This is a genomic window from Amycolatopsis sp. NPDC005003 (assembly GCF_053600695.1).
Window position 1 is genome coordinate 96,638 of sequence record NZ_JBSGAI010000016.1, and the last position, 22,287, is coordinate 118,924.

Genomic DNA, 22,287 nt, shown 5'->3' on the forward strand with positions numbered 1-22,287 from the left:
GACCCGCCCGTGACAGCCCGCCGCTTCCGACTCCGCCGTGCAGCCCCGCTGCTCGGTGTCCTGCTCACGGTCGCGGCGTGCTCGGGCGGCCCGGACACCGACGGCGGTCCGGCCCAGGCCACCGCTGCCCCCAGCGGGTCGGTCGCCGCGGTGTGCGACAAGCAGCCGGCCGGGCCGGCCGCCGCGCCCGCGGGCGCCGTCGTCGTCGATCCCGCCGTGCCGGGGGACCTGGCGGCGAAGACGCGCTCGGCCGGTGCCGGCACGACGTTCTGGCTGAAGCCCGGCAAGCACATCCTCGGCGACGACAAGTACGACCAGGTGGCCCCCAAGGACGGTGACGTCTACATCGGCGCCCCCGGCGCGGTCGTCGACGGCCGGAAGATCAACCAGTACGCCTTCACCGGGCACGCGGTCAACGTCAAGATCACCTACCTGACCGTGCAGAGCTTCGCCGCTCCCCACGACGAAGGCGTGGTCAACCACGACTCCGGCGACGGCTGGGTGATCGAGCACTCGACCATCCAGGACAACGACGGCGCCGGGCTGATGGCGGGCGCGCGCCAGCAGGTGCGCGGCAACTGCCTGCGCCGCAACGGCCAGTACGGGATGAACGCCTACTCCGGCGGCACGCCGCTCACCGCGCTCGTCGTCGAGGGCAACGAGATCGCCGGCAACAACACCGGCGACTGGGAAGCGAAGATCCAGGGCTGCGGCTGCAGCGGCGGGATCAAGTTCTGGGACGTCAACGGTGCCGACATCCGCGGCAACTGGGTGCACGACAACCACGGCACCGGGCTCTGGGCCGACACGAACAACAACGACTTCCTCATCGAGGGCAACCTCATCGAGAACAACGACAGCGCCGCGCTGATCTACGAGATCAGCTACAACGCGATCATCCGCGACAACACGATCCGCAAGAACAACTGGACCGACGGCCGCCGGTACGCCGACAAGGGCGACAACTTCCCGACGTCGGCGGTCTACATCTCGGAGTCCGGCGGCGAGCCGCGGATCAAGGCCCGCACCGCCAAGATCGAGATCTCCCGCAACTACCTCGAGAACAACTGGAGCGGGATCACGCTCTGGGAGAACGCCGACCGGTTCTGCAACAGCCCGGCCAACACCTCCTCCGGTGACTGCACCCGGCTGGTGCCCGCGGTCAAGGAGTGCGCGGCCCCGGCGATCACCAGCGGCGCGCTCCTGGCCGACTGCCGCTGGAAGACCCAGCACGTCGACATCCACGACAACAAGTTCGTCCTCGACCCCGCGGTCGTCGGCTGCCAGGCGTCCTGCGGCCGGATGGGCCTGCTGTCCAACTTCGGCAGTTACCCGGACTGGTCGCCGTACCGCGGCGATGCCGTCCAGGAATCGATCACGTTCAAGCAGGACAACCGCTGGCACGACAACAGCTACGCCGGCCCGTGGACGTTCATCGCCTACTCGGCCGACCGCGTCCTCGAGATCGGCGAGTGGGAAGGCGCGCCCTACTCTCAGGACAGCGGGAGCATCTTCACCGCGCAGGGCGGGGGCTGACATGACGGCGCACACCGGGCCGGCCGGGCGGGCCGGACTGTCCGGCCTCCGCGGCGACGCCGCGCGCGAACCCGCGTCCGCCACGCCGAAGTGGGCGGGCCTGGCGTGGGCGCTGCTGATCCTCAACACGCTCGGCTCGACCGGTGCGAAGACTGTTCTCCCGCTGCCGCGGTCGGTCAGCCAGCTGGTCACCATGGGCTCCCTGATGACGGCGTTCGTGATCGCGCTGGCGCTGAACAGGCACCTGCGGATCCGCCCGAGCGCGTACCTGCTGCTGCTGACGGCACTGCTGGGGGCCAGCATCCTCTCCAGCGCCGATCTCCAGGAGGGCTTCGGCGCCCTGTTCCGGTGCTTCCGGCTCACGGTGTTCGTCTCCACGCTCTGGCTGCTGACCCGCTGGTGGGACGGCGGCTTCAGCTTCGTCCGGTACCACATCCGCACGTACGCGGTCGTGCTCGCGTCGGTGGCGGTCGGCCTGGTGATCTCGCCCGGCAACGCGATGCCGGAGGAGTACGGCGGCCGGCTCTCGGGCGCTATCTGGCCGCTGACCCCGCCGCAGATCGGCCAGTACGCGGCGGTGATTTCCGGGCTCACGCTCCTCCTCTGGTTCGGGCGCCGCACGACGTGGCGCAGCGCGTTGCTGATCGTGGTGCCGGTGCTGGGGCTGCTGCTGCTCACGCACACCCGCACGGCGACGCTCGGCCTCGTCGCCGGCCTCGCGGTGGCCTTCCTGTCGATGGTGCTGACCAGTGCCCGCGCGAGGAAGGTGTTCGCGTGGACGGTCGGCGTCGGCGGCGTGGCCGGCGTGGTGCTCGCGGGCGCACTGCAGACGTGGTTCCTCCGCGGGCAGAGCGCGGACAACTTCTCCAGCCTGACCGGCCGCGCGAAGGTGTGGGACGCGCTGCTGGAGGCCCCGCGGTCGACGGCGGAGTACATCTTCGGGGTCGGGCTGACGGACAAGTCCTACGACGGCCTCCCGATCGACAACAGCTGGCTCGCGATCTACCACGAGCAGGGTTTCGTCGGGATCGCGCTGGTGGCCGGGTTCCTCCTCACCTTGGTCGTGGTGGCCGTGCTGCGGCCGCCGTCACTGGCTCGCGCGTGCGCGATCTTCCTGATCACCTATTGCATTTCGGCCTCCTACACCGAAGCGGGGCTCGGCGACGCGTCGCCGTACCTGCTGCACCTGGCGGTCGCCGCGTCGCTGCTGGTCCGCGGGGTGCCGCAGTCCGACGAACAGGCATTCATCCCGGCGAAGGGGGCAGACGTGCGAGGTGCAGGCGCGTGAAGGTGCTCGTGGTCCACAACCGCTACCGGTCCGAGCAGCCGAGCGGCGAGAACAACGTCGTCGACGCCGAGGTGACGCTGCTCGCCGAGGGCGGTCACCAGGTGTCGCTGTTCGAACGCCGCAGCGACGACATCGCGGCGATGCCGCTGCCCCGCAAGGCCGCGGTGCCGCTGATGGTGCCGTGGAACCCGGCGGTGCGGAAGGAACTCGCCGCCCGGCTGCGCGCGTCGCGCCCGGACGTCGTGCACATCCACAACACGTTCCCGCTGCTGTCGCCGTCGGTGGTCGCCGCGTGCGCGGACGCGGGGGTGCCCGCGGTCGCGACGCTGCACAACTACACGATGGTCTGCCCACCGGGCACGCTCCACCGCGACGGCCGCATCTGCACCGAGTGCGTCGGCGGCTCACCGCTGCCGGCGGTGAAGCACGGCTGCTACCGCGGTTCGAGCGCGGCCACGCTTCCGATGGCGGCGAGCATGGTCGCGAACCGGCGCCGGTGGTGGACGGGCGTTTCCCGGTTCTTCTGCATTTCGGCGGCCCAACGTGACCTCCTGGTGTCGGCCGGGATGCCCGGCGAGCGGATGGCGGTGAAGCACAACTTCGTCACCGACCCCGGCGTCCGCCGCACGGGCGCCGGCAAGCACGTGCTGTTCCTCGGCCGCGTCACCGAGGAAAAGGGGGTCGGCCTGCTGATGCGTGCCTGGGAGCGGCTTGACGGCGCCCTGGGCGTGCCGCTGGTCATCGCGGGTACCGGCCCGATGCAGGACGAGGTCGCGGCCTGGGCGGCCGGCCGGCCCGACGTCTCCTACGTCGGCCTCCGGAACAAGGCGGAATGCCGTGCCCTGACCGCCGACGCCGTCGCGGTGGTCGCGCCGTCGACGTGGCTGGAGGCGTTCGGCCTGGTGGTGGTCGAGGCCATGGCCGCCGGCGTGCCGACGGTCGCGGCCGCGCACGGCGCGTTCCCCGAGCTGGTCGACGACGGTGTCACGGGCCTCCTGCACGTCCCGAACGACGCGGCCTCGCTCGCCGACCGCCTGCGCGCGGTCGTCGGCGACCGCAACGGCGACATGGGCGACGCGGCTCGCGTCCGGTACGAGAAGGACTTCACGCCCGCGGTCGGCCTCGACCGCTTGATCGCCGGGTACGAGGCGGCGATCGAGGCGTGAGGCAGCTGGTCCGGACGGCGCCCCCGGCCCTGCCGCCCGCGTTGCGCACTTCGCTGGCGATGACGGCTGCTCTGGCGACGGCGGTGCTGGTCGCGCTCGGCATCCTGCACTTCCGCGACTCGAGCCTGACCGGCATCGACGCGGCCATCCTCCCTTCGATCTACCCGGTCGAGCCGCCGTGGCGGTACGTCGCCCTGGCCATCGACTTCGGTGGCGAGCCGGTGGGGTCGGTGATCCTGATCGCTCTCCTTTCGGCGTTGTGCTGGCTGGTCCACCGCATCCGGGCGGCGGTGCTGACGGTGCTGGGTGTGGTGGTGACGGTGGCGGTGACGACGGTGCTGAAGCCGCTGGTCGGCCGCACCATCCACGGCGAGTTCCTGTCGTACCCGAGTGGACACACGGCCTTGGCGACGGCGCTCGCGCTGGTCATCGCGCTGCTGCTCACCGAGCGGCTGGGGCTGGGGCGCGCGGCCGCGCTCGTACTCGTGCTGGCGTTGACGGTGGTCGCCGGGCTCGCGATGGGGTGGGCCGAGGTCGCTTTGGGCGCGCACTACCCGACGGACGCCCTCGGTGGGTTCTGCGCTGCGCTGGCCGCGGTCCCGGTGACTGCCTGGGTGCTGGACCGGGCGGCCGACCGGCTTTGAGGCCGAGGCCGCTCGCGGGTTGGACGGATGGTGTGCTGATCCGAGTTGAGTGCAGGCGCACGCGGGGTGGTCGATTCCCGGCGCGGTGAGCGGTGCCGGGGCGGCCGGGTTTGCGTGATTCGTCCACTGTGGACGCGGTGGGGGTCGAAGCGGTCATGTCTCCGACGGTACCGAACAGGCGTGCGATCGCCAGTCGCTGGATCGGGTGAACGGTCGTGTCCGAAATTCTCCGTTCGCGACTTTTCCTCTGTGCGGCAAGGGAAATGTCGGCCGGCGGCGCCGGGCGTCGTGGAAATTGTCGGACCCGGTCGGCAAGCTCGTGATCAGCAGCCGGCGGGCCCACCGCCGAACGAAGAGCACGCGTCCTGTGCGTAGGGCTTTGCCTGCCAGGCCGCGGCGTCGACCGTCTTGGAGGTGTCATGCGCGACGAAGGTCCACGGCCCGGAGTAGGAGTTGTCGTGCCAGCGGTTGGTCTGGCGGAAGGTGATCGCCTCTTCGATCACCGTTCCCTTGTAGGGCGACCAGTCCGGGAAGGTCCCGAAGTTGGACAGGAGAGCCATCCGCCCGCAGAGGCTCGTGCAGCCGACGCGGCCCGCGTCGAACCGGAAGGTGTTCCCGTGGATGTCCACCCGCTGTGTCTTCCAGCGGCAGTCGTCGTAGGCCGGGGCCTTCTCGATGGTGCCCGCGGCGCACGAAGACTTTGCCGCCGTCTTGGTGCAGTAGCCCGTCGAGGTGTTCGCCGGGCTGTTGCAGAAGCGGTCGGCGTTCTCCCACAACGTGATCCCGGCCCAGTTGTCCTCGAAGGTGTTGCCGCTGATGTCGATGGCCCACGTCCGGGCCTGCACGCGCGGCTCGCCGCCCGATTCCGACAGGTACACCGTCGCCACCGGGAAGTTGTCGCCGCGCGCCGCGAACGCCCGGCCCTGCACCAGGGTGTTGCCGCGGAACGTGTTGCCGCGCAGCACCAGGTTGTAGCTGGTCTCGTAGAACAGCGCCTCGGCGTCGTTGGCCTCGAAGAGGTTGTTCTCGACGAGGAAGTCGTTGTTGTTCGTGTCGGCCCACAGGCCGGCGCCGTGGTTGCCGTGCACCCAGTTGCCGCGGATGTCGGCCCCGTTCACGGCCCAGAACTTGGCGCCGCCGCTGCAGCCGCAGCCCGGCACCTTGGCCTCCCAGTCACCGGTGTTGTTGCCGGTGATCTCGTTGCCCTCCAGCACGAGCCCGGTGATGCCGTCGCCGGCCTGGTAGGCGTTCAGCCCGTACTGGCCGTTGTTGCGCAGGCAGCTGTGCCGCACGACCTGGCCGGCGCCGGCCATCAGCCCGGCGCCCGCGTTGTCCTCGATGGTGGTGTTCTCGATGAGCCAGCCGTCGCCGGAGTCGTGGTTGACCACGCCCTGGTCCTGCGGGGCGGCGAACCCGCGGACGGTGAGGCCGCGGATCTCCACCTTGCGGGCCCGCTGGGTGAAGGCCGCCCGGTTGACGCCGCGGCCGTCGACGACCGCGCCCGGCGCGCCGAGGTAGACGTCGCCGTCCTTGGGGACGACCTGGCCGAACTCGTCCTTGCCGAGCGTGTGGGTGCCGGGGCGCAGCCAGAACGTCGTGCCCGCCGGGTGCGCCGCCGTCTTGGCCGCGAGGTCGCCGTCGACGGCCGGATCGACGGCGACGGCGCCCGAGGGTGGTTGCCCGTACTCGGCGGGTTGGTGGCCGCACACCGGCTGCGGTCCGTCGGCGGCGCCCGCGGCCGCCGGGCACGCCACGGCGATCAGGAACGAGCAAGCAGCGACGAGAACCGCACGAGATCTACCCATGGCAGGAAGTTACGCACGAACGGGCCGGAAAGCAGTCACCCTCAAGTGTCCTCATCGGACCCAACGGGTGAATCCGGCCCGTCCGTGCGGGGATCAGGCGTATTTGCGGAACACGGGCTGCACCGGTCGCCCGCCCATCCACGGCGTGGGGTCGTTGGCGTCGAGGGCCTTCCGGTACACCGTGCAGGCCTGGGCGACGACGTCGATGGTCTTGTCGATGTCCGCTTCGGTGAGTGCGGCACTGACCACGAAGGACGGTCCGAGCACGCCGCCGCTGATCAGCTCGCGCAGGAACAGCGTCCGGTACGGCTGCGACGGCCTGCCCTGCTCGTCGAGCGTGCCGAAGACCAGGTTGCTGGCCCGGCCGCGGACCACCACGTGGTCTTCGACGCCGATCCCGGCCGTCACCTCGCGGACGCCGGCGGCGAGCCGGTCGCCGAGGGCGTGCATGCGGCCGATGACGTCTTCGTCGCGGTAGACGTCCATGACCGCCATCGCGGCGGCGAGCGAGTGGGTCTCGGCGCCGTGCGTGGTCGAGAGCAGGAACACCCGCTCGCGGCCGGTGCGCAGGCCGCCGATCTCCATCAGCTCCCGCTTGCCGGCCAGCGCCGACACCGCGAAGCCGTTGCCGAGCGCCTTGCCGAACGTCGAGAGGTCGGGCGTGACGCCGTAGAGGCCCTGCGCGCCCTGGGCGGACCAGCGGAAGCCGGTGATCATCTCGTCGAAGATCAGGACGACGCCGTGCCGGGTGGTCAGTTCGCGCAGGCCCAGCAGGTACCCCGGCGGCGGCTCCACCGCGGCGGCCGCCTCCAGGATCATGCACGCGATCTCGCCCTCGTGGCGCTGCAGCAGCTCCTCCGCGGCCTGCAGGTCGCCGTACGGGAAGGACACCGTCGCTTCCGTCGTCTCGTCCGGGATGCCCGCGTTCATCGGCGTGGTGCCGATGAACCAGTCGTCGGTGGAGAAGAAGGCGTGGTCGGCGCACTTGGCGACGAGCTTGCGGCCGGTGGCGGCGCGGGCCAGCCGGACCGCGGCCGTGGTGGCGTCCGAGCCGTTCTTGGTGAACTTCACCATGTCGGCGGTCGGGATGTTCTCGAGGAACCGCTCGGCGGCTTCGGCCTCGATGATCGACGGCCGGATGAAGTTGCTGCCCTTGTCCAGCTCGCCGCGCACCGCTTCGACCACCCGCGGGTGGGCGTGGCCGAGGCTGACGGCTCGCAGGCCGGCGCCGTACTCGATGTAGTCGTTCCCGTCGACGTCCCAGACGTGGCCGCCGCGGCCGTGCGAGATGACCGGGGCCATCCCTTCGGGATACTGGTCCGAGCCCTTGGCGTAGGTGTGCGCACCGCCGGGGATGACCCGGTGCAGCCGCTCGTTCGCCTTTGTGGAGCGGGGCAGGTTCGTTCCCATGTCGTGGCTCACCTCGTTGGTTTCAACGCCTCTCCGAGAGATGGCGCCCGTTCGTCCCGGTCGCTGACCATTGTGACCGACAGTGGCCACGAAATGTCCAATTCACGGTCTTTGTACGAAATCGTAATGTCCTCTTCAGGATCGTGCGCCCGATCGATACGGTACGAAACATCGGAGGGATCGGTGAGTGACTGGAATCCGTGTGCACACCCCGCCGGGATGTACAAAGAAACCTGGGTATCACCGGAAAGTTCGAAGGTTTTCACATTCCGGTATGTCGGCGAATCCGGTCGGAGATCCACCACGACGTCGAAGATGGCGCCGTGCGAACACCGCACCAGCTTCGCCTCGCCGGCCCCGCCGCGAAGGTGCATCCCGCGCACGACTCCCTTGCGTGACCGGGAAAGACTGTCCTGGATGAAGCCGTCCGGGTCGATGCCGACCGACGCGACGACGTCGCGGTCGAACGTCCGGCTGAAGAAGCCGCGCCGGTCCGCGTGCGGAGTGGGTTCGAACAGGTACGCGCCGTCGATCTCGGGCACCGGAATGGCCTTCATCGCCCACCCCCGAAGAGGGCCGCCGAAAGGGCGGCGAACTGGTCTTTGAGCCGTTGCGCGTTCATCTGGTTCCGTTCCAGGAGTGTTTGGCGAAGTTCCGCCGAACGGTTCTCCAGTTCGGTGAATTGTTCGACGAGCCGGTCGAAGCCGACGGTCTTCGCCCGCTGGGTGAAGCCGTCGAGGCCCATCTCCGCCATCAGCACGTCGTTCTTCGGTGCGTAGCCGATCGCCACGGTCGGTTTCGCGACCTTCAGGGCGCAGAGCACGTTGTGGTAGCGCGTGGCCACCACGCTGTCCACTTCGGCCATCTCGTGCATCAGTTCGTCCAGGGTCTCCGCCGGAGCCGCCGTCACCAGCGGGCTGGCGGTCTTCTCGATGATTTCGTCGACGACCTGCCGGTCGATCTGGTCGCCGATGAACAGCCGGACGGGTCTGCCCTGGTCAACGAGCCACGCGACGAAACGGTTCATCGTGTCCACGTAGTGGCGGTAGATGCGGTCGGCCTCGGCGCGGTCGTCGTTGCCGCCGTAGTAGGCCATCACGCCGACGCCGACGGTGCCCGGCTTGCCGCCGGCGGCCGGGGTGGGGAGGGAGAACGCGAGGTCGGGATAGACCTGGTCGGCACTCGTGTCGACGCCCATGGCGCGCATGGCGTCGCGCGAGATGTCGTCGCGGTAGGAGCGGTAGGCGGCCAGCCGGCCGGACCAGCGGACCAGGGCCCGCGTCGCCCGGGCGCTGATCTCGTTGGCGCCGACGCAGACGAGCGCCACCTTGGTGCCGAAGAGGCGCCCGGTGGCGGACAGGAGGAAGAGCGAATACGGGAAACCCCAAGGACGCAGTGGCAGCGTCGCTTCGAGGACGCCCATGCCGGGCACGATGACGACGTCCTGCTTGCGGACCCAGGCGGCCGTGCGGCCGATGTCGACCAGCTTGCCGAGTCCCTTGAGGACGATCGAGCGCAGGCCGGACGCCGTCTCGTACTCGGCCTGGTTCCAGTGCAGCGGCGTCGCGTCGAGGCCGTACCGCCGGCGGACCAGCTCGGGCCCGCCGACCAGGGCGCCCAGCACCGCGTCCGGGTACTCGGCGCGCAGGTAGCCGAGCACGGCTTCGAGGGAACCGTCGTTGCCGAGGTTCCCCGAGCCGAGCAGGCCGAACACGCCGACGCGTGGCGGACGCTTCACGCGAGCCTGCCTTCCCGGCCGGCCACGATCTCGTTGACCGTGGCGACGTCCGAGGCGGTCGGCGCGCGGTCCTCGACGCGCTCGCCGTGGCCGGAGCGGGCCCGGTTGGTCAGCCAGGCGCCGAGGTGGCCGAAGCACTCGCGCTTGTCGGCGGCCGAGATCGGCGCGCGCCGAATGAGGTCCGCGAATCCGTAGACGTACTCGCCGAGCAGGCGGACGGTGGGATTCCGGAGCCGGTTCGCGCGCCGCGGGTCCAGATTCGCGCACCGGCTCCGGATGGTCGGGTTGGCCCGCTCGGCGCGGCCCGGGTGGTCGCGGCGGAAGTAGAGCAGCTCGGGCACCTGGTGGAACGGGCCGTGCAGGGCCATCTCGGCCGAGTACGTCCGGTCGGCGTGGTGGTAGCTGTCGAGCGGCTTGACGCGGCGGAGGACGTCGGCGCGGATGACGCCGTAGAAGTCGTCGCCGCCCGGCTCGAACAGGACGCTGCGGAAGCGGTCCGGCGCGTGCCGGGACGCGGTGTTCAGCGTGTACTCCAGCGGCTGGACGATGCGGCCGTCGCCGTCGATGATCGCCTGGTCGCAGTGGGCGAGGATGATGTCCGGGCGCTCGTCGAGGGCCTCGACACACCGCTTGAGCAGGTCGCGGGCGTACAGGTCGTCGTGGGAGACCCACTTGAACAGCTCGGTGCGGGACACGTCGAACACGAAGTTGTGGTTCGGTGTCGCGCCGATGTTCTTCGGCTGGCGGACGTAGCGGATCCGCGAGTCCTTCTCGGCGTAGCGGCGGCAGATCTCGTCGGTGCCGTCGGTGGAGGCGTTGTCCGAGATGATGAGCTCGAAGTCCTCGAAGGTCTGGCCGAGCAGGGCGTCCAGCGACTCGGCGAGGTACTCCTCGCCGTTGTACACCGGGAGGCCGAGGCTCAGCCGCGGGACGGTGGTCATGGAGTCCTCATTCCTTGATCGGCTGTTTGATCGGCTCGAACACCACGGTGGGCTCGTCGGCGCCCGGCGGGACGTAGTCGCGCAGCCCCAGGCGCAGCTGGAACCACCAGACGACGGAGCCGCTGAGGGTGGCCGTCGCGACGCCCCAGGCGGACCCGGCCGCGCCGCCGAGGAACGCGCCGGCGATGCCGAAGGTGACGTAGAACAGGGAGGCGATCAGCTGGGACCGCAAACTGCGGGGAGCCGCGCCGAGTGCGCGCAGGCCGGCCGCCGCCCCCGTGGCGAAGCTCGCGCCGACCACGGCGAGGGTGACCGGGAGGATCAGCGGGGACGACGAGTCCCACACCGAGCCCATCACCCAGCGGCCGGCGCGGTCGGGCACGAGCAGCAGCAGGCCGAGGCCCCAGCACAACGCCGCGGCGGCCTGCCCGCCGCCGAGGATCATGCAGAAGTGCTTCAGCCGGTGCGGGGCCCGCTGGAGCACCCGCGCGCCCTCGGCGACCGTCACCAGGGACAGCCCCATGAGCAGGGCCAGGAACGGGCCGAGGAGCTGCTCGGCCCCGCGGACCGCGCCGACCGCGGTGATCCCGGCGATGGCGCCGAGGCCGTACGCGCGCAGCTGCGACGCGCCGCTGTTGCTGACGTTCTCGACGAGGTACCGGACGCTGAGGTCGCGCTGCGTCCGGAGCCAGCCGAGCAGCTCGCGCGGGTGCGGAAGGATCCTCGTCTGGAACCCGCCGTAGAGGGCCGCGACCGCGCCGGAAAGGCCCCAGGCCAGCACGAACGCGACCACCGTGTGGATCTGCGCGGCGACGTAGAGCGCCGGGATCAGGGCCACGCCCCACACACAGTCGTTGATGAACGCCTTCTTGCCCGCCCCGCGCGCGAAGAACGCGAAGCGCCAGGCGTCCTGCAGGAGCAGGCCCGGCAGGACGACGGCGAGCGCGACGAAGGCGTTGCCGAGCGGCCCGCCCGCGGCCAGGCCGGCCACGAGACTGACCAGCCCGGTCGCGCAGCCGACGCCGATCGCGGTGCCGGACGCGCTCGCCACGCCCGTGCGCCACCGGTCCTCCGCCACGGCGCTGAACCGCACCATCAGCGGGTCGGTGGCGAGGCCGCGCGAGATGTTGAGCACCACGCCGTAGGTGACCCAGGCGAGGCTGAAGATGCCGAACGCGAACGTGCCGAGCGAGCGGGCCACGTACAGCCCGACGGCGAAGTTGGTCAGGCTGGACACGGCCTGGTCGCCGAGGCCCCAGCTCAACCGTCCGGCCATCGCGCGAACCGCGCCCGACCGGAAGATCGAGCGCGGTGCACGGCGATGGTTGGCCACGTCGCTCACTCCTTGACCAGGCCGGCGTCGTGGAGCGCCCGCGCCGCGACGTCGACGATCTCGAAGGGCAGCCCGGCGCGCTCGGCGATGTCGAGCAGGCTGTGCGAACCGTCGGAGAGGTTGAGCACCCACAGCATCGCCATCTGGGCCTGCTTGGCGTCGCTGCGGCCGCCGAGGGAGTCGTACAGCCCGCGCTTGCCGAGCTGCGGCTCGCCGTACGGGCTGAGGTTGACGTACCGGCGGTTGCGGTCCAGGACACCGAAGGCATCGCGAAGGGCGCCGAGGGTGTCCTCAATGGCCGCGGGCGACACGAAGCCCGGGTTGTCGGCGGACGTGTGGTACTCGGGGTAGCCCGCGTACGGCGTGCGCGTCAGGGAGCCGACGCCGAGGTTGAAGCCCGGCGAGCAGAACTGGCGCTCGTCGTAGCCGTACGGCGAGAAGTCGACGACGCGGTGCTCCCGCGACCGCAGCACGTGCTGCATCACGCGGTCGATCTCGGCGTCGTCGCGGCGGGACTTCTTGTACGTCAGCGTTCCCGGGTCGCCCGCGCACGCCAGCACGAGCCCGTGACGCACCTTCTCGATCCGGGAGGCGTTGCGCGCCAGCCACGTGATCGAGCCGATCGTGCCCGGCATGAACAGGAACCGGTAGGTGTAGTGGGGCTGGGAGAGAGCCAGCTGCTGGGCCAGCGAAACGGCCACCGCGATGCCGGCGAGGTTGTCGTTCGCCAGCGACGGGTGGCAGACGTGGCAGGACACGATGACCTCGTCGGTGACGCGGCCGGGCACGACGTGCTCGGCGTAGGTCAGCGAACCGTCGGCCAGGGTCGAGTCGATGACGACGTCGTACTCGCCGTCGGGCAGCGCGTCGAGCTTCTCCTGCGCGAGGCAGAAGCCCCAGGCCGGGGCGTAGTAGCTGGTCCGGTAGGGCACCCACGACGGCTGGTCCGGCAGCGTGTGCAGGTGCTCCCGCAGCTCGCTCAGCGGCATCCGCCGCGACACCGGGACGCTGTACCCGACGACGTGCAGGTTCAGCTCCTGGAAGTCGATCACGCGCTCACCCGACGGCGAAGCGACGTAGGCGTCCCGGATGTTCCACTCCTGCGGGATCGTCCAGTCCAGCACCGCGGTACCGGTCGGGACCTCGTGCCGCTCCAAACAGATGTGCTCGCCGATGATGTCCAGGGTCTGCCGCACGCCGTCGCCGGTGATGCTGCGGCAGATCGGGTACAGCCGCTCGACCAGGGCGTGCAGTTCCGCCCCGGTCCGCAGCTGCGGGGCCGCCACTACTTCCGCCGCAGGGTGGTGTCGACGCGGCCGGCTTCGCCCTCGCTCTTCAGCCAGGCCAGCCGGGTGAACAGCTGCTCGAACGACTCCCGCGTCAGCCCGAACTTGCGGTAGGCCTCGATGAGCTCGACGGCGCCGTCCTTGACCGACCAGTCGCAGGTGAAGCCGGGGATCGCCGCGCGGAAGCGCGAGAAGTCGACCCGGTACGAGCGCGGGTCGGCGCCCGCCTCGCCGGTGATGTTCAGCGTCGAGCCCGGCACGGCCTCGACGACCTCCTGGGCGATCTCGGCGACGGTGACGTTGTTCTCTTCGGTGCCGATGTTGAACGCCTTGTTGTGCACGGCCTCCTTCGGCGCCGTCAGCGCCGCCGCGAACGCGCGCGCGATGTCCTGGGCGTGCACCAGCGGCCGCCACGGCGTGCCGTCCGACAGCACCAGCACCTCGCCGGACAGGTGGGCGTGCGCGGTCAGGTTGTTCAGCACGATGTCGCCGCGCAGCCGCGGCGAGTAGCCGAACGCCGTCGCGTTGCGCATGTACACCGGCGTGAAGTCGTCGTCGGCGAGCTCGTGGACGTCGGCTTCGACGCGCACCTTCGACTCCGCGTACGGCGTCACCGGGCGCAGCGGCGCGTCCTCGTCGACGAGGTTGTCGCCACCGGCGCCGTACACCGAGCAGGTCGACGCGTAGATGTACCGCTGGACGCCGGCCTCCTTCGCCAGCTTCGCGAGCTTCACCGACGCGTGGTGGTTGATGTCGTAGGTCAGCTCGGGCGCGAGCGAGCCCAGCGGGTCGTTCGACAGCGCCGCCAGGTGGATGACCGCGTCGAACCCGGTGACGTGCTCGAGCGTGACGTCCCGCAGGTCGACGACGTGCCCGGCCGGGTCGGCGGGGGCGGGCCCGAGCAGGCAGTCCTCGAACAGGCCGGAGTCAAGGCCGGTGACTTCGTGGCCGGCGGCGGCGAGCACCGGGGCCATCACCGTCCCCAGGTAGCCCTTGTGCCCCGTCAGCAACACCCGCATCGGATTCAGCCCTTCAGATCGAGAGTGAGTTTCTTGACGAAAAACGCTTCGGCGTACTTCGCGGCGGCTTCGATCCCGCGGATGCGGGCCAGCCCGAGGAAGGCCTCGCGGTCGTACCAGGGCCGGTGCCGCTGCGACGCGTAGTGCTCCTGCAGCAGCCGGACCTTCTCCTCTGCGAGCTCGTCGGAGAGCGGCTGGTACACCGACGGGCTGCCGAGGTCGCCGTCCCACTTGACGATCTCGTAGCCGAGCGCCAAGTGGTCGCGGAACGTCGTGGGCACCAGCTTCGCCAGCCCGCGGTGGTCCTGGTGCGCGTCGTCGGTGCGCGGGGCCAGGACGAGGCCCGGGTCGGTCCGCCGCCGCAGGTCCTCCAGGGCGTTCTTGGCCTCTTCCCAGTGGGCCGGGAAGCGCCCGTCCGGCAGCTTGAGCACGGTGACCTCGACGTCCGCGCCCGGGCAGAACGCCGCCAGCGCCGCCCGCTCCTCGTCCTCGCGGGGCGTGCCGCCGCCGGACAGGACCAGGGCGTCGACCCGCAGGCCGGGCCGGGAGGAACACAGCGTCAGCAACGTGCCGCCGGCGCCGATCGCGATGTCGTCGCAGTGGGCGCCGAGGGCGACCACGCTGCCGAGCCGTCCCGGCCGGAGCCCGATCACGCGGTGCTCACGGCCGGGCGCTCCCACAGCGCCCAGGGGCGGTCGCCGTGGCTGTAGGCGTAGTCCAGCGCCGCCCGCTCCTTGACCGTGTCGGTCGGCTTCCAGAACCCGCGGTACGGGTAGGCGAGCAGCCGGCCCCGCTTGGCCAGCTCGGCGCAGCCGTCGGCGACGAGGTCGCCGTTTTCCGGGATGTGGTCGAACACGTCCTGGCGCAGCACGAAGTAGCCGCCGTTCTCCCACAGCGGCATCTCGCTCACCGCGGTGATCGAGCCGACCATGCCGCCTTCGTCCATTTCGACGCAGTGGAACGACGACTGCGGCGGGACGACCATCATCGACGCGCCCGCGTCCGACTTCTCGAACCGCTCGATCATCTCGGGCAGCGGCACGTCGGACAGGACGTCGGCGTAGTTGGCGAGGAACATCTCGTCGCCGTCGAGGTGCTCGCGGACGCGGCGGAGGCGCTCGCCGATCGGCGACTCGATCCCGGTCTGCACGAAGGTGATCGTCCAGTCCGCGATGTCGGTCGAGAGCAGCTCGGCCTTGCCGTTCCGGAGCACGAAGTCGTTCGAAATGGTTTCTTCGTACGACAGGAAGAAGTTCTTGATGTGCGCCGCGCCGTAGCCGAGGCACAGGATGAATTCGGTGTGGCCGAAATGCGCGTAGTAGCGCATCACGTGCCAGATGAGCGGTCTCGGACCGACCATCGCCATCGGCTTGGGGACGTCGTCGGCCGCGCCGTTGCGCATCCGCATCCCGTAGCCACCGCAGAAGAGGACGACCTTCACTTCACTGCACCTCGACGATTTCCAGGTGGGGGATCGGGAACACGAGCTTTCCGCCCCAGTCCCCGATGTAGGAGAGTTGTTCGGTCAGTTCCTCCCGGAGGTTCCACGGGAGGACGAGCACGTAGTCGGGCCGGTCCGCGTCGATCCGCTCCGGGGGCAGCACCGGGATGCGCGTGCCCGGGGTGAACCGGCCGTGCTTGTACGGGTTGCGGTCGACCGTGTACTGCAGCAGGTCGGTCCGGATGCCGCAGTGGTTCAGCAGGGTGTTGCCCTTGCCCGGGGCGCCGTACCCGACGACGGTCTTCCCGTCGTTGCGCGCCTCGATGAGGAACTTCAGCAGGTCCAGCCGCACGCGGGTGACGCGCTCGGCGAACTCGGTGTACCCGGACAGCTCGTGCAGCCCGGCGGACTTTTCGCGCTCCAGCACGTCGGTCATCCGCTCGCTGGGCTCGCCCGCCACCTCGGCCGGACGCGCCCAGAGCCGGATCGAGCCGCCGTGCGTCGGGACCAGCTCGACGTCGACCACGGTCAGGCCGCCGGTCGCGAGGGCGCGGCGGGCGGATTCGACCGTGTAGTACTGGAAGTGCTCGTGGTAGATCGTGTCGTACTGGTTCTTTTCGATCAGCGTGAGCAGGTGCTGGACCTCGATGGAGACCCAGCCGTCGTCGGCCACCAGGGCGCGCAGGCCCTTCGTGAAGCCGAGGACGTCGGGGATGTGCGCGTAGACGTTGTTCGCGGCCACCAGATCCGCGGCACCGTGCTCTTCGCGCACCTGCCGGCCGGTTTCCTCGGAGAGGAAGGCCGTCAGGGTGGGCACGCCGGCGTCACGCGCCGCCTGCCCGACGTTCACCGAAGGTTCCACGCCCAGACACCGGATCCCGTGCCCGACGACGTGCTTGAGCAGGTACCCGTCGTTGCTCGCCACCTCGACGACGAACGACTTCTCGCCGAGCCCGAGCCGCTCGACCGCGCCGTCGACGAAACGCTTCGCGTGCTCGACCCACGACGTCGAGAAGGACGAGAAGTACGCGTACTCGGTGAAAGTTTCGCCGGGGTCGATCAGCGGCGGGATCTGCGCGAGCCAGCAGTCGGTGCACACCTTCAGGTGGAGCGGGAAGGTGGCTTCCGGTTCGTCGAGCTGCTCCGCCGCCAAAAATCGCTCACACGGGGGAGTCGCGCCGAGGTCGACGACACTGGCCGTGTTTGTCGAACCGCAGAGTCGACATGTGGTCATCTACCAGGCTCCTTGGCTCGCGGTCGCGATGTGCATCCAACACGTCGACCGGCGCCGGGAGGTCGTTACAGCGACGCGGGAGCCGCTGGTGGACCGATTCGGAACCGCAACCTGAATGGCCTAACTGTGGCGGGAATCACCAACAGTACCCAACCGGACCCGTAACGTCCACAGTGGACGTGCTCCTAGGCTGGTCCGATGACTTCGGAGCCGACTCCCCGCCTGAGCGGGTTCGCGGGCGTGGTGCTGACCGTCCGCTTCCTCACCGAGCTGGCGCTGCTGGGCGGTCTCGCCCTGGCGGGCACCCAGCTCGGCAGCGGGGTGGCGCTGGCGGTCGTCGACGCGGTCCTGCTGCCGGTGGCGGCCGCCGCGCTCTGGGGCCTGTTCGTCGCGCCGCGGGCGCGCCGCCGGCTCCCGGAACCGGCCCGCTTCCTGCTCGAATTCGCCCTCTTCGCGGTCGCCGGCGTGGCGCTCGCGCTGGTCGGCTGGCTGGTCGTGGGCCTGGTGGTGGCCATCGCCGGGATCGGTGTGGCGGCCCTCACCCGGGTGGTCGCCAAGGACGGCTGAGCGCTCCCGGGGTCAGAAATCGCGGACCAGGAAGACCCGGCCGTGCAGGGGATCGGTGACCCACACCGTGCGCGTCCGCTGGTCGACGGCGACGTCGCCGGGGTTGACGCCCAGCGACAGTTCGCCGCTCAGCGTGCCCGCCGTGCCGTCGACGCGGGAAAGCCCGTTCTGGCCGCCGTTGGTGTACACCGTGTTCGTGCCCTGGTGCACGGCCAGCGCGGAGGATTCGCTGCGCAGCAACACGGTCTTGCGCTCGGTGCGGGTCGTGGCGTCCACAATGGACATGTGGTGGATGCCGGAGTTCGCCACGTACACCGTGCCGCTCGCGTGGTGCACCGCGACGCCGGTCGGATTGCGCCCGACCTTCACCGAGGCGACGAACTTCCCGCTGTCGATCGAGAAGACCTCGACCGAATCGGTGGCCGTGCTCGTGCAGTAGGCCAGCTTGCGGCCGGGGTCGACGCCGATGCCGGCGAGCCCCGGCTTCGGGCCCGGCACGAGCGCCGCCAGCGTGCAGCTCACGCCGTCCAGCACGGCGAGCGTGCCGGTGCTGCCACTGGCCGCGTAGACGCGGTTGGCCGCCTCGTCGACCGCCAGCGCCGAGGCGCCGGCGCCCGCGCCGATCACGCTGACCAGGTCGTGGGTGCGGCCGTCCAGCACCACCACGGTGCCCGCCGGCGGGTTCGCGACGTAGATCCGGGCCGCCTTCGGGTCGACCGCGACGTCGCCGGGCGCGCCGCCGACGTGGACCACGTCGACGACCGACGCGCTGCGCGGATCGACCGCGGAGACCGTCCCGGCCTGGGCGTCGACGACGTACCCGAGCCCGGTGACCGGGTTCACCGCGACCCCGGCCGGAGCTCCGCCCAGCTCGAGCGACCGGACGTCCTCCGCGCTGGCCGTCCCGGGCAGGACGAGGGCGCCGGCACCCGCCGTGACCAGGGCGAACAGCGTCCGCCGGGGTAGCCGTGCACCGCCCATCGGCGCCTCCGCTCCTGATCATCTCGCCGCCCGAGCGTAACCCGCGCCATCGCCACGTGAAGGAACTTCGCGTCCCCCGATCGCGTTGTTTCCACTGGGTAACCCCACTTCCAGAGCGGACGGAGGCGAGCGCGCGTGCACGGGCACCAGAACGGACTCAAGACGGCATTGCTGCTCGGCCTGCTGTCGGCGATCATCGTCGCGCTCAGCGGGCTCTTCGGCCGGGGCGCGCTGGTCATCGGGCTGGTCGTCGCCCTCGGGATCAACGCGTTCGCCTACTTCAACTCCGACAAGCTGGCGCTGCGCGCGATGCGGGCGCGGCCGGTGTCGGAGGTCGAGCAGCCCGCGATGTACCGGATCGTGCGCGAGCTGGCCCAGGTCGCGCGGCAGCCGATGCCGCAGCTGTACATCAGCCCGACGTCCGCGCCCAACGCGTTCGCGACCGGCCGCAACCCCCGGCACGCGGCGGTCTGCTGCACCACCGGCATCCTCGACCTGCTCGACGAGCGGGAGCTGCGGGCCGTGCTCGGCCACGAGCTGTCGCACGTCTACAACCGCGACATCCTGATCTCCTGCGTGGCCGGCGCGCTGGCCAGCGTGATCAGCGTGCTCGCGAACATCGCGCTGTTCTTCGGCGGCAACAACCGCGACGGGAACCCGCTGCTCAGCCTGCTGCTGATCTTCGTCGGGCCGATCGCGGCGGCCGTCATCCGGATGGCCGTGAGCCGGTCGCGGGAGTACCAGGCCGACGCGTCCGGGGCCGAGCTGACCGGCGACCCGCTGGGCCTGGCGTCGGCGCTGCGGAAGCTGGAGGCCGGCACCCGGGCGCGGCCGCTGGTCGCCGAGCCGCAGCTGGTGTCGCAGTCGCACCTGATGATCGCGAACCCGTTCCGCCCCGGCGAAGGCCTGAGCAAGCTGTTCTCCACCCACCCGCCGATCTCCGACCGCATCCGGCGGCTGGAGGAGATGGCCCGCCGCCAGTTCTAGACCGACGCTCCCGCCGCGACGGCGACTGCCTTCACGTAGTCGCCGTAGCCGGACTTCGCCAGCTTCTCGCCCAGCGCGTAGCACTCGTAGGCGGTGATGAAGCCCATGCGCAGCGCGATCTCCTCGAGGCAGGCGATGCGCACGCCGGTGCGGTGCTCCAGCACCTGGACGAACTGGCCGGCTTCGAGCAGCGAGTCGTGCGTGCCGGTGTCGAGCCAGGCGAACCCGCGGCTGAGCTCGACCAGCGTGGCGCGGTCCTGGCGCAGGTAGGTCAGGTTGACGTCGGTGATCTCGAGCTCACCGCGCGCCGACGGCTTCAGCGCGCGGGCGATGTCGACGACCTCGTTGTCGTAGAAGTACAGGCCGGTGATCGCCTTGTTGGACCGCGGCCGCAGCGGCTTCTCCTCGATGGTGAGCAGCCTGCCGGCCTCGTCGACCTCGCCGACGCCGTAGCGCTCGGGGTCCTTGACCGGGTAGCCGAACAGGACGCAGCCGTCGAGCTCGCGCACGGCCTGCTGCAGGCGGCTGGAGAAGCCCTGGCCGTAGAAGATGTTGTCGCCGAGCACCAGCGCCACGTCGTCGTCGCCGATGAAGTCCGCGCCGATCACGAAGGCCTCGGCCAGCCCGTTCGGGCTCGCCTGCTCGGCGTAGGAGAAGGTCAGGCCGAACTGGTCGCCGTTGCCCAGCAGCCTGCGGAACATCGGCAGGTCGGTGGGGGTGGAGATGACGAGGATCTCGCGGATCCCGGCCAGCATCAGCACCGAGATCGGGTAGTAGACCATCGGCTTGTCGTAGACCGGCAGCAGCTGCTTGGACACCGCCTGCGTGATCGGGTGCAGACGTGTCCCGCTGCCTCCGGCCAGCACGATGCCCTTCATGGACGGCCTCCCTTTCGGCGCGGGCTGAGACCTCCTCACCCTACGGGCCGCTCCTCGAGGACGGATCCCTTACCGAAGTAGGCCTTGCAGCCGCCGTTGTCCTCCGTGGCGATCTCGAGCACGTTCCGGCCGCCGTCGACCGGCAGCAGCGTCGAGGAGTAGTTGGGGCAGAAGTTGTTCCAGATGCCGGTGATGTGCACGGGAGCGGGCAGTTCGTACCAGTGGCCGCTGCCGAAGTCGTCGTTCGCGAGCAGGACCTGGCCGTTCCCGGGCTGCGGGACGCCTTTCGCGTTGGTGTAGATCTGCCCGACCATGACGATCCGCACACCGTTCGGGCCGCCGGGGAACAGCGTGATCGTCTGCGCGTGCTGGAAGTAGTTGCCGTTGGCGGTGTCGACGCGGGTGCCCGGGTCGGCGGGGTCGCCCCAGTTGGCGCCGTCGGCGGAGATCTTGAAGTACGGGTCGCAGTAGCGGTCGCGGAAGTTGCAGATCTCGTAGGCGAAGTAGTACCGGCCGTCGGGGAGCCGCCGGATGATCGGCATGCCGGGCCGGACGCGGTCCGGCGGGATCGCCATGGTGAGCTGCTTGGTGCCCCAGGTCACGCCGTCGGTCGAGGCGACCCGGTTGAGCACCTGCGCGTACTTCGGTGCCTGCGTCTCGTCGGCGAAGTGCAGCCAGAGCGTGCCGCCGGCGTCGACGGTGAACTCGGGCTCCCAGATCCCGTCGATGTTGTGCGAGCGCGCGGCCTCGGACAGGAAGCCCCACGTGCGGCCGCCGTCCTTGCTGGCCCAGACGCGGATCCCGATGCGGCGCTGCGGCCCGGCGTCCTGCCGGTAGGACGCGGCCCACAGCAGCGTGCCGGCCCGGAGCTTGCCGACGCGTTCCGGCAGCTCGTAGACGGTGCCGCAGCACATGCCGGACCGGCCGTCGGGGTCGCGGATCGCGCCGATCTGGTGGAACGACTCGCCCTCGTCGGTGCTCTCCAGGACGGGCGTGACCTTGCCTCCGGCGTCCTGGCTGGTCAGGGTGGCGATGATGGCCCCGCGGCCGACGGTGGAGTGTTCGAGGCGGATCAGGCGCGCGTACGCGCCGAAGCCGGGGATGAGCTGCTTGCGCTCGGCCGCGCCGGCCGGTGTCAGCAGCGAGGCGACGGCCGCGAGCGTCAGCACGAAGACCAGTGAACGGCGCAACTCGACCCCCTCCACTCGGTGACCGCGCGATTACAACACGGGCGCGCGGCGGCCACGGGGCGCATTCACGCGTTCGGGTAACGCTCCCGCTCCCGGGCCCGAAAGATCACCGGAGGGGTCGTGGTGACCCCGAGGGGGAATGATGAAGATCCGGCCGGCCGGCGTGCTGTTGCTCTTGGTCCTGACGTCGGCGTGCGCGCCGTCGACCGGTTACGGCGAGATCGTCGAGAACCGGACCTACGCGAGCTCGGTACCGACGCCCACGTCGACCGCGCCGCCGGTGCCGCGCGACGTGCCCACCGAGACGCACACGGGCACGGGAAGCGGCGAGTTCCAGACGTCCTGGCCGGCCGACCAGGTGGGCTTCTTCACGTTCGACTGCGCCAAGTGCACGTCCAACGTGATCGTCGACACCGACGGCGGCGAGCACGGCCTCGTCAACGCCATCGGCTCCTACAAGGGCACGAAGTGGATGAACACGCAGCCGGACCGCCCGGCGAAGCGGATCACGGTCCACGCGAACGCACCGTGGACGGCCACGATCGCCGACCACCGGAACATCCCGACGGCGGAAAGCGGTAAGGACACGGCCGGCAAGGGCGAAGCGGTGCTGAAGCTCCCGGCGGGCGTGACCCGCATCAAGTTCACGGCGAAGACCCGCGGCAACATCGGCCTGTGGGTGATGGCCACCTCGGTGCAGGACCGCGACCTGATCCTCAACCAGATCGGCGACCTGCAGGTGGAACGCGACGTCCGCGGACCGGCGTACCTGCAGGTCGAGGGGTACGAGGCCAGCTGGACGGTGACCCCGTCGTGAGCGGGCACCCGGCGACCGGGTGCCCG

At 70.4% G+C, this 22,287-nt stretch carries 21 protein-coding genes; 7 read left to right on the forward strand and 14 right to left on the reverse strand.

Annotated features, from left to right (window positions below):
- Positions 1–9: 9 nt before the first annotated feature.
- Genes ACWED2_RS20340 through ACWED2_RS20355 form a run of 4 tightly spaced genes read left to right on the forward strand, consistent with a single transcriptional unit; the run spans position 10 to position 4,634 of the window.
- A complete protein-coding gene (locus ACWED2_RS20340) occupies positions 10–1,536 on the forward strand; it encodes a right-handed parallel beta-helix repeat-containing protein (RefSeq protein WP_449692036.1) in 1,527 nt (508 codons plus the stop codon).
- 1 nt (position 1,537) lies between these two features.
- Complete coding sequence (locus ACWED2_RS20345) at positions 1,538–2,824, forward strand: O-antigen ligase domain-containing protein (protein ID WP_449692037.1); 1,287 nt, start codon at positions 1,538–1,540, stop codon at positions 2,822–2,824.
- Positions 2,821–3,990: a glycosyltransferase family 4 protein gene (locus ACWED2_RS20350; RefSeq protein WP_449692038.1), complete on the forward strand. Its 1,170-nt coding sequence runs from the start codon at positions 2,821–2,823 to the stop codon at positions 3,988–3,990. The genes ACWED2_RS20345 and ACWED2_RS20350 overlap by 4 nt, the downstream gene beginning before the upstream one ends.
- On the forward strand, positions 3,987–4,634 hold the full coding sequence (locus ACWED2_RS20355) for a phosphatase PAP2 family protein (protein ID WP_449692039.1): 648 nt from the start codon (positions 3,987–3,989) through the stop codon (positions 4,632–4,634). The genes ACWED2_RS20350 and ACWED2_RS20355 overlap by 4 nt, the downstream gene beginning before the upstream one ends.
- 323 nt (positions 4,635–4,957) lie before the next feature.
- Here ACWED2_RS20355 and ACWED2_RS20360 read toward each other — a convergent pair whose 3' ends face one another.
- The 11 genes from ACWED2_RS20360 to ACWED2_RS20410 form a co-directional block, all read right to left on the reverse strand.
- Positions 4,958–6,439 carry a right-handed parallel beta-helix repeat-containing protein gene (locus ACWED2_RS20360; protein ID WP_449692040.1) on the reverse strand — a complete coding sequence of 494 codons (1,482 nt, stop codon included), beginning with the start codon at positions 6,437–6,439 and terminating at the stop codon, positions 4,958–4,960.
- 93 nt (positions 6,440–6,532) lie between these two features.
- Entirely contained in the window at positions 6,533–7,849 is a 1,317-nt protein-coding gene (locus ACWED2_RS20365) for a glutamate-1-semialdehyde 2,1-aminomutase (RefSeq protein WP_449692041.1), read from the reverse strand.
- Positions 7,850–7,857: 8 nt separating this feature from the next.
- Entirely contained in the window at positions 7,858–8,406 is a 549-nt protein-coding gene (locus ACWED2_RS20370) for a dTDP-4-dehydrorhamnose 3,5-epimerase family protein (protein WP_449692042.1), read from the reverse strand.
- On the reverse strand, positions 8,403–9,587 hold the full coding sequence (locus ACWED2_RS20375) for a polysaccharide pyruvyl transferase family protein (protein ID WP_449692043.1): 1,185 nt from the start codon (positions 9,585–9,587) through the stop codon (positions 8,403–8,405). Before ACWED2_RS20375 ends, ACWED2_RS20370 begins: the two co-directional genes overlap by 4 nt.
- Positions 9,584–10,528 carry a glycosyltransferase family 2 protein gene (locus ACWED2_RS20380; protein WP_449692044.1) on the reverse strand — a complete coding sequence of 315 codons (945 nt, stop codon included), beginning with the start codon at positions 10,526–10,528 and terminating at the stop codon, positions 9,584–9,586. Before ACWED2_RS20380 ends, ACWED2_RS20375 begins: the two co-directional genes overlap by 4 nt.
- Before the next feature lie 7 nt (positions 10,529–10,535).
- The gene (locus tag ACWED2_RS20385) at positions 10,536–11,861 is read right to left on the reverse strand and encodes a hypothetical protein (protein ID WP_449692045.1); all 1,326 of its coding nucleotides are present in this window, start codon (positions 11,859–11,861) and stop codon (positions 10,536–10,538) included.
- A gap of 5 nt (positions 11,862–11,866) precedes the next feature.
- Complete coding sequence (locus ACWED2_RS20390; RefSeq protein WP_449692046.1) at positions 11,867–13,147, reverse strand: DUF4910 domain-containing protein; 1,281 nt, start codon at positions 13,145–13,147, stop codon at positions 11,867–11,869.
- Complete coding sequence (locus ACWED2_RS20395; RefSeq protein WP_449692047.1) at positions 13,147–14,166, reverse strand: NAD-dependent epimerase/dehydratase family protein; 1,020 nt, start codon at positions 14,164–14,166, stop codon at positions 13,147–13,149. Before ACWED2_RS20395 ends, ACWED2_RS20390 begins: the two co-directional genes overlap by 1 nt.
- Positions 14,167–14,171: 5 nt before the next feature.
- Positions 14,172–14,819: a PIG-L deacetylase family protein gene (locus tag ACWED2_RS20400; protein ID WP_449692048.1), complete on the reverse strand. Its 648-nt coding sequence runs from the start codon at positions 14,817–14,819 to the stop codon at positions 14,172–14,174.
- A complete protein-coding gene (locus ACWED2_RS20405; protein ID WP_449692049.1) occupies positions 14,816–15,607 on the reverse strand; it encodes a glucose-1-phosphate cytidylyltransferase in 792 nt (263 codons plus the stop codon). The genes ACWED2_RS20400 and ACWED2_RS20405 overlap by 4 nt, the downstream gene beginning before the upstream one ends.
- A 1-nt stretch (position 15,608) precedes the next feature.
- Complete coding sequence (locus ACWED2_RS20410; RefSeq protein ID WP_449692050.1) at positions 15,609–16,841, reverse strand: class I SAM-dependent methyltransferase; 1,233 nt, start codon at positions 16,839–16,841, stop codon at positions 15,609–15,611.
- A gap of 198 nt (positions 16,842–17,039) precedes the next feature.
- On the opposite strand from ACWED2_RS20410, the gene ACWED2_RS20415 reads away from it, so the two are divergent.
- Complete coding sequence (locus tag ACWED2_RS20415; protein ID WP_449692051.1) at positions 17,040–17,408, forward strand: YrdB family protein; 369 nt, start codon at positions 17,040–17,042, stop codon at positions 17,406–17,408.
- A 12-nt stretch (positions 17,409–17,420) separates the two neighbouring features.
- Here ACWED2_RS20415 and ACWED2_RS20420 read toward each other — a convergent pair whose 3' ends face one another.
- Positions 17,421–18,389, reverse strand: a complete 969-nt coding sequence (locus ACWED2_RS20420) for a YncE family protein (RefSeq protein ID WP_449692052.1) — start codon at positions 18,387–18,389, stop codon at positions 17,421–17,423.
- A gap of 135 nt (positions 18,390–18,524) precedes the next feature.
- Between ACWED2_RS20420 and htpX the strand changes: the two genes are divergently transcribed.
- Positions 18,525–19,376: a zinc metalloprotease HtpX gene (htpX, locus tag ACWED2_RS20425; protein ID WP_449692053.1), complete on the forward strand. Its 852-nt coding sequence runs from the start codon at positions 18,525–18,527 to the stop codon at positions 19,374–19,376.
- Here htpX and rfbA read toward each other — a convergent pair.
- Together rfbA and ACWED2_RS20435 are read right to left on the reverse strand one after the other, a co-directional pair.
- Positions 19,373–20,254, reverse strand: coding sequence for a glucose-1-phosphate thymidylyltransferase RfbA (rfbA, locus tag ACWED2_RS20430; protein ID WP_449692054.1), 882 nt, complete (start codon positions 20,252–20,254; stop codon positions 19,373–19,375). The two genes, htpX and rfbA, sit on opposite strands and share 4 nt — an antisense overlap.
- 35 nt (positions 20,255–20,289) lie before the next feature.
- The gene (locus ACWED2_RS20435; protein ID WP_449692055.1) at positions 20,290–21,444 is read right to left on the reverse strand and encodes a sialidase family protein; all 1,155 of its coding nucleotides are present in this window, start codon (positions 21,442–21,444) and stop codon (positions 20,290–20,292) included.
- A 142-nt stretch (positions 21,445–21,586) separates the two neighbouring features.
- Between ACWED2_RS20435 and ACWED2_RS20440 the strand changes: the two genes are divergently transcribed.
- Entirely contained in the window at positions 21,587–22,261 is a 675-nt protein-coding gene (locus ACWED2_RS20440) for a hypothetical protein (protein ID WP_449692056.1), read from the forward strand.
- Positions 22,262–22,287 lie beyond the last annotated feature (26 nt).

Bases quoted from the DNA above. Each gene is read 5' to 3' on its own strand.
- ACWED2_RS20370 (WP_449692042.1), bottom strand. From the start codon at position 8,406: ATGAAGGCCATTCCGGTGCCCGAGATCGACGGCGCGTACCTGTTCGAA.
- ACWED2_RS20345 (WP_449692037.1), top strand. From the start codon at position 1,538: ATGACGGCGCACACCGGGCCGGCCGGGCGGGCCGGACTGTCCGGCCTC.
- ACWED2_RS20415 (WP_449692051.1), top strand. From the start codon at position 17,040: ATGACTTCGGAGCCGACTCCCCGCCTGAGCGGGTTCGCGGGCGTGGTG.
- ACWED2_RS20420 (WP_449692052.1), bottom strand. From the start codon at position 18,389: ATGGGCGGTGCACGGCTACCCCGGCGGACGCTGTTCGCCCTGGTCACG.
- ACWED2_RS20395 (WP_449692047.1), bottom strand. From the start codon at position 14,166: ATGCGGGTGTTGCTGACGGGGCACAAGGGCTACCTGGGGACGGTGATG.
- ACWED2_RS20440 (WP_449692056.1), top strand. From the start codon at position 21,587: ATGAAGATCCGGCCGGCCGGCGTGCTGTTGCTCTTGGTCCTGACGTCG.
- ACWED2_RS20360 (WP_449692040.1), bottom strand. From the start codon at position 6,439: ATGGGTAGATCTCGTGCGGTTCTCGTCGCTGCTTGCTCGTTCCTGATC.
- rfbA (WP_449692054.1), bottom strand. From the start codon at position 20,254: ATGAAGGGCATCGTGCTGGCCGGAGGCAGCGGGACACGTCTGCACCCG.
- ACWED2_RS20365 (WP_449692041.1), bottom strand. From the start codon at position 7,849: ATGGGAACGAACCTGCCCCGCTCCACAAAGGCGAACGAGCGGCTGCAC.
- ACWED2_RS20410 (WP_449692050.1), bottom strand. From the start codon at position 16,841: ATGACCACATGTCGACTCTGCGGTTCGACAAACACGGCCAGTGTCGTC.
- ACWED2_RS20380 (WP_449692044.1), bottom strand. From the start codon at position 10,528: ATGACCACCGTCCCGCGGCTGAGCCTCGGCCTCCCGGTGTACAACGGC.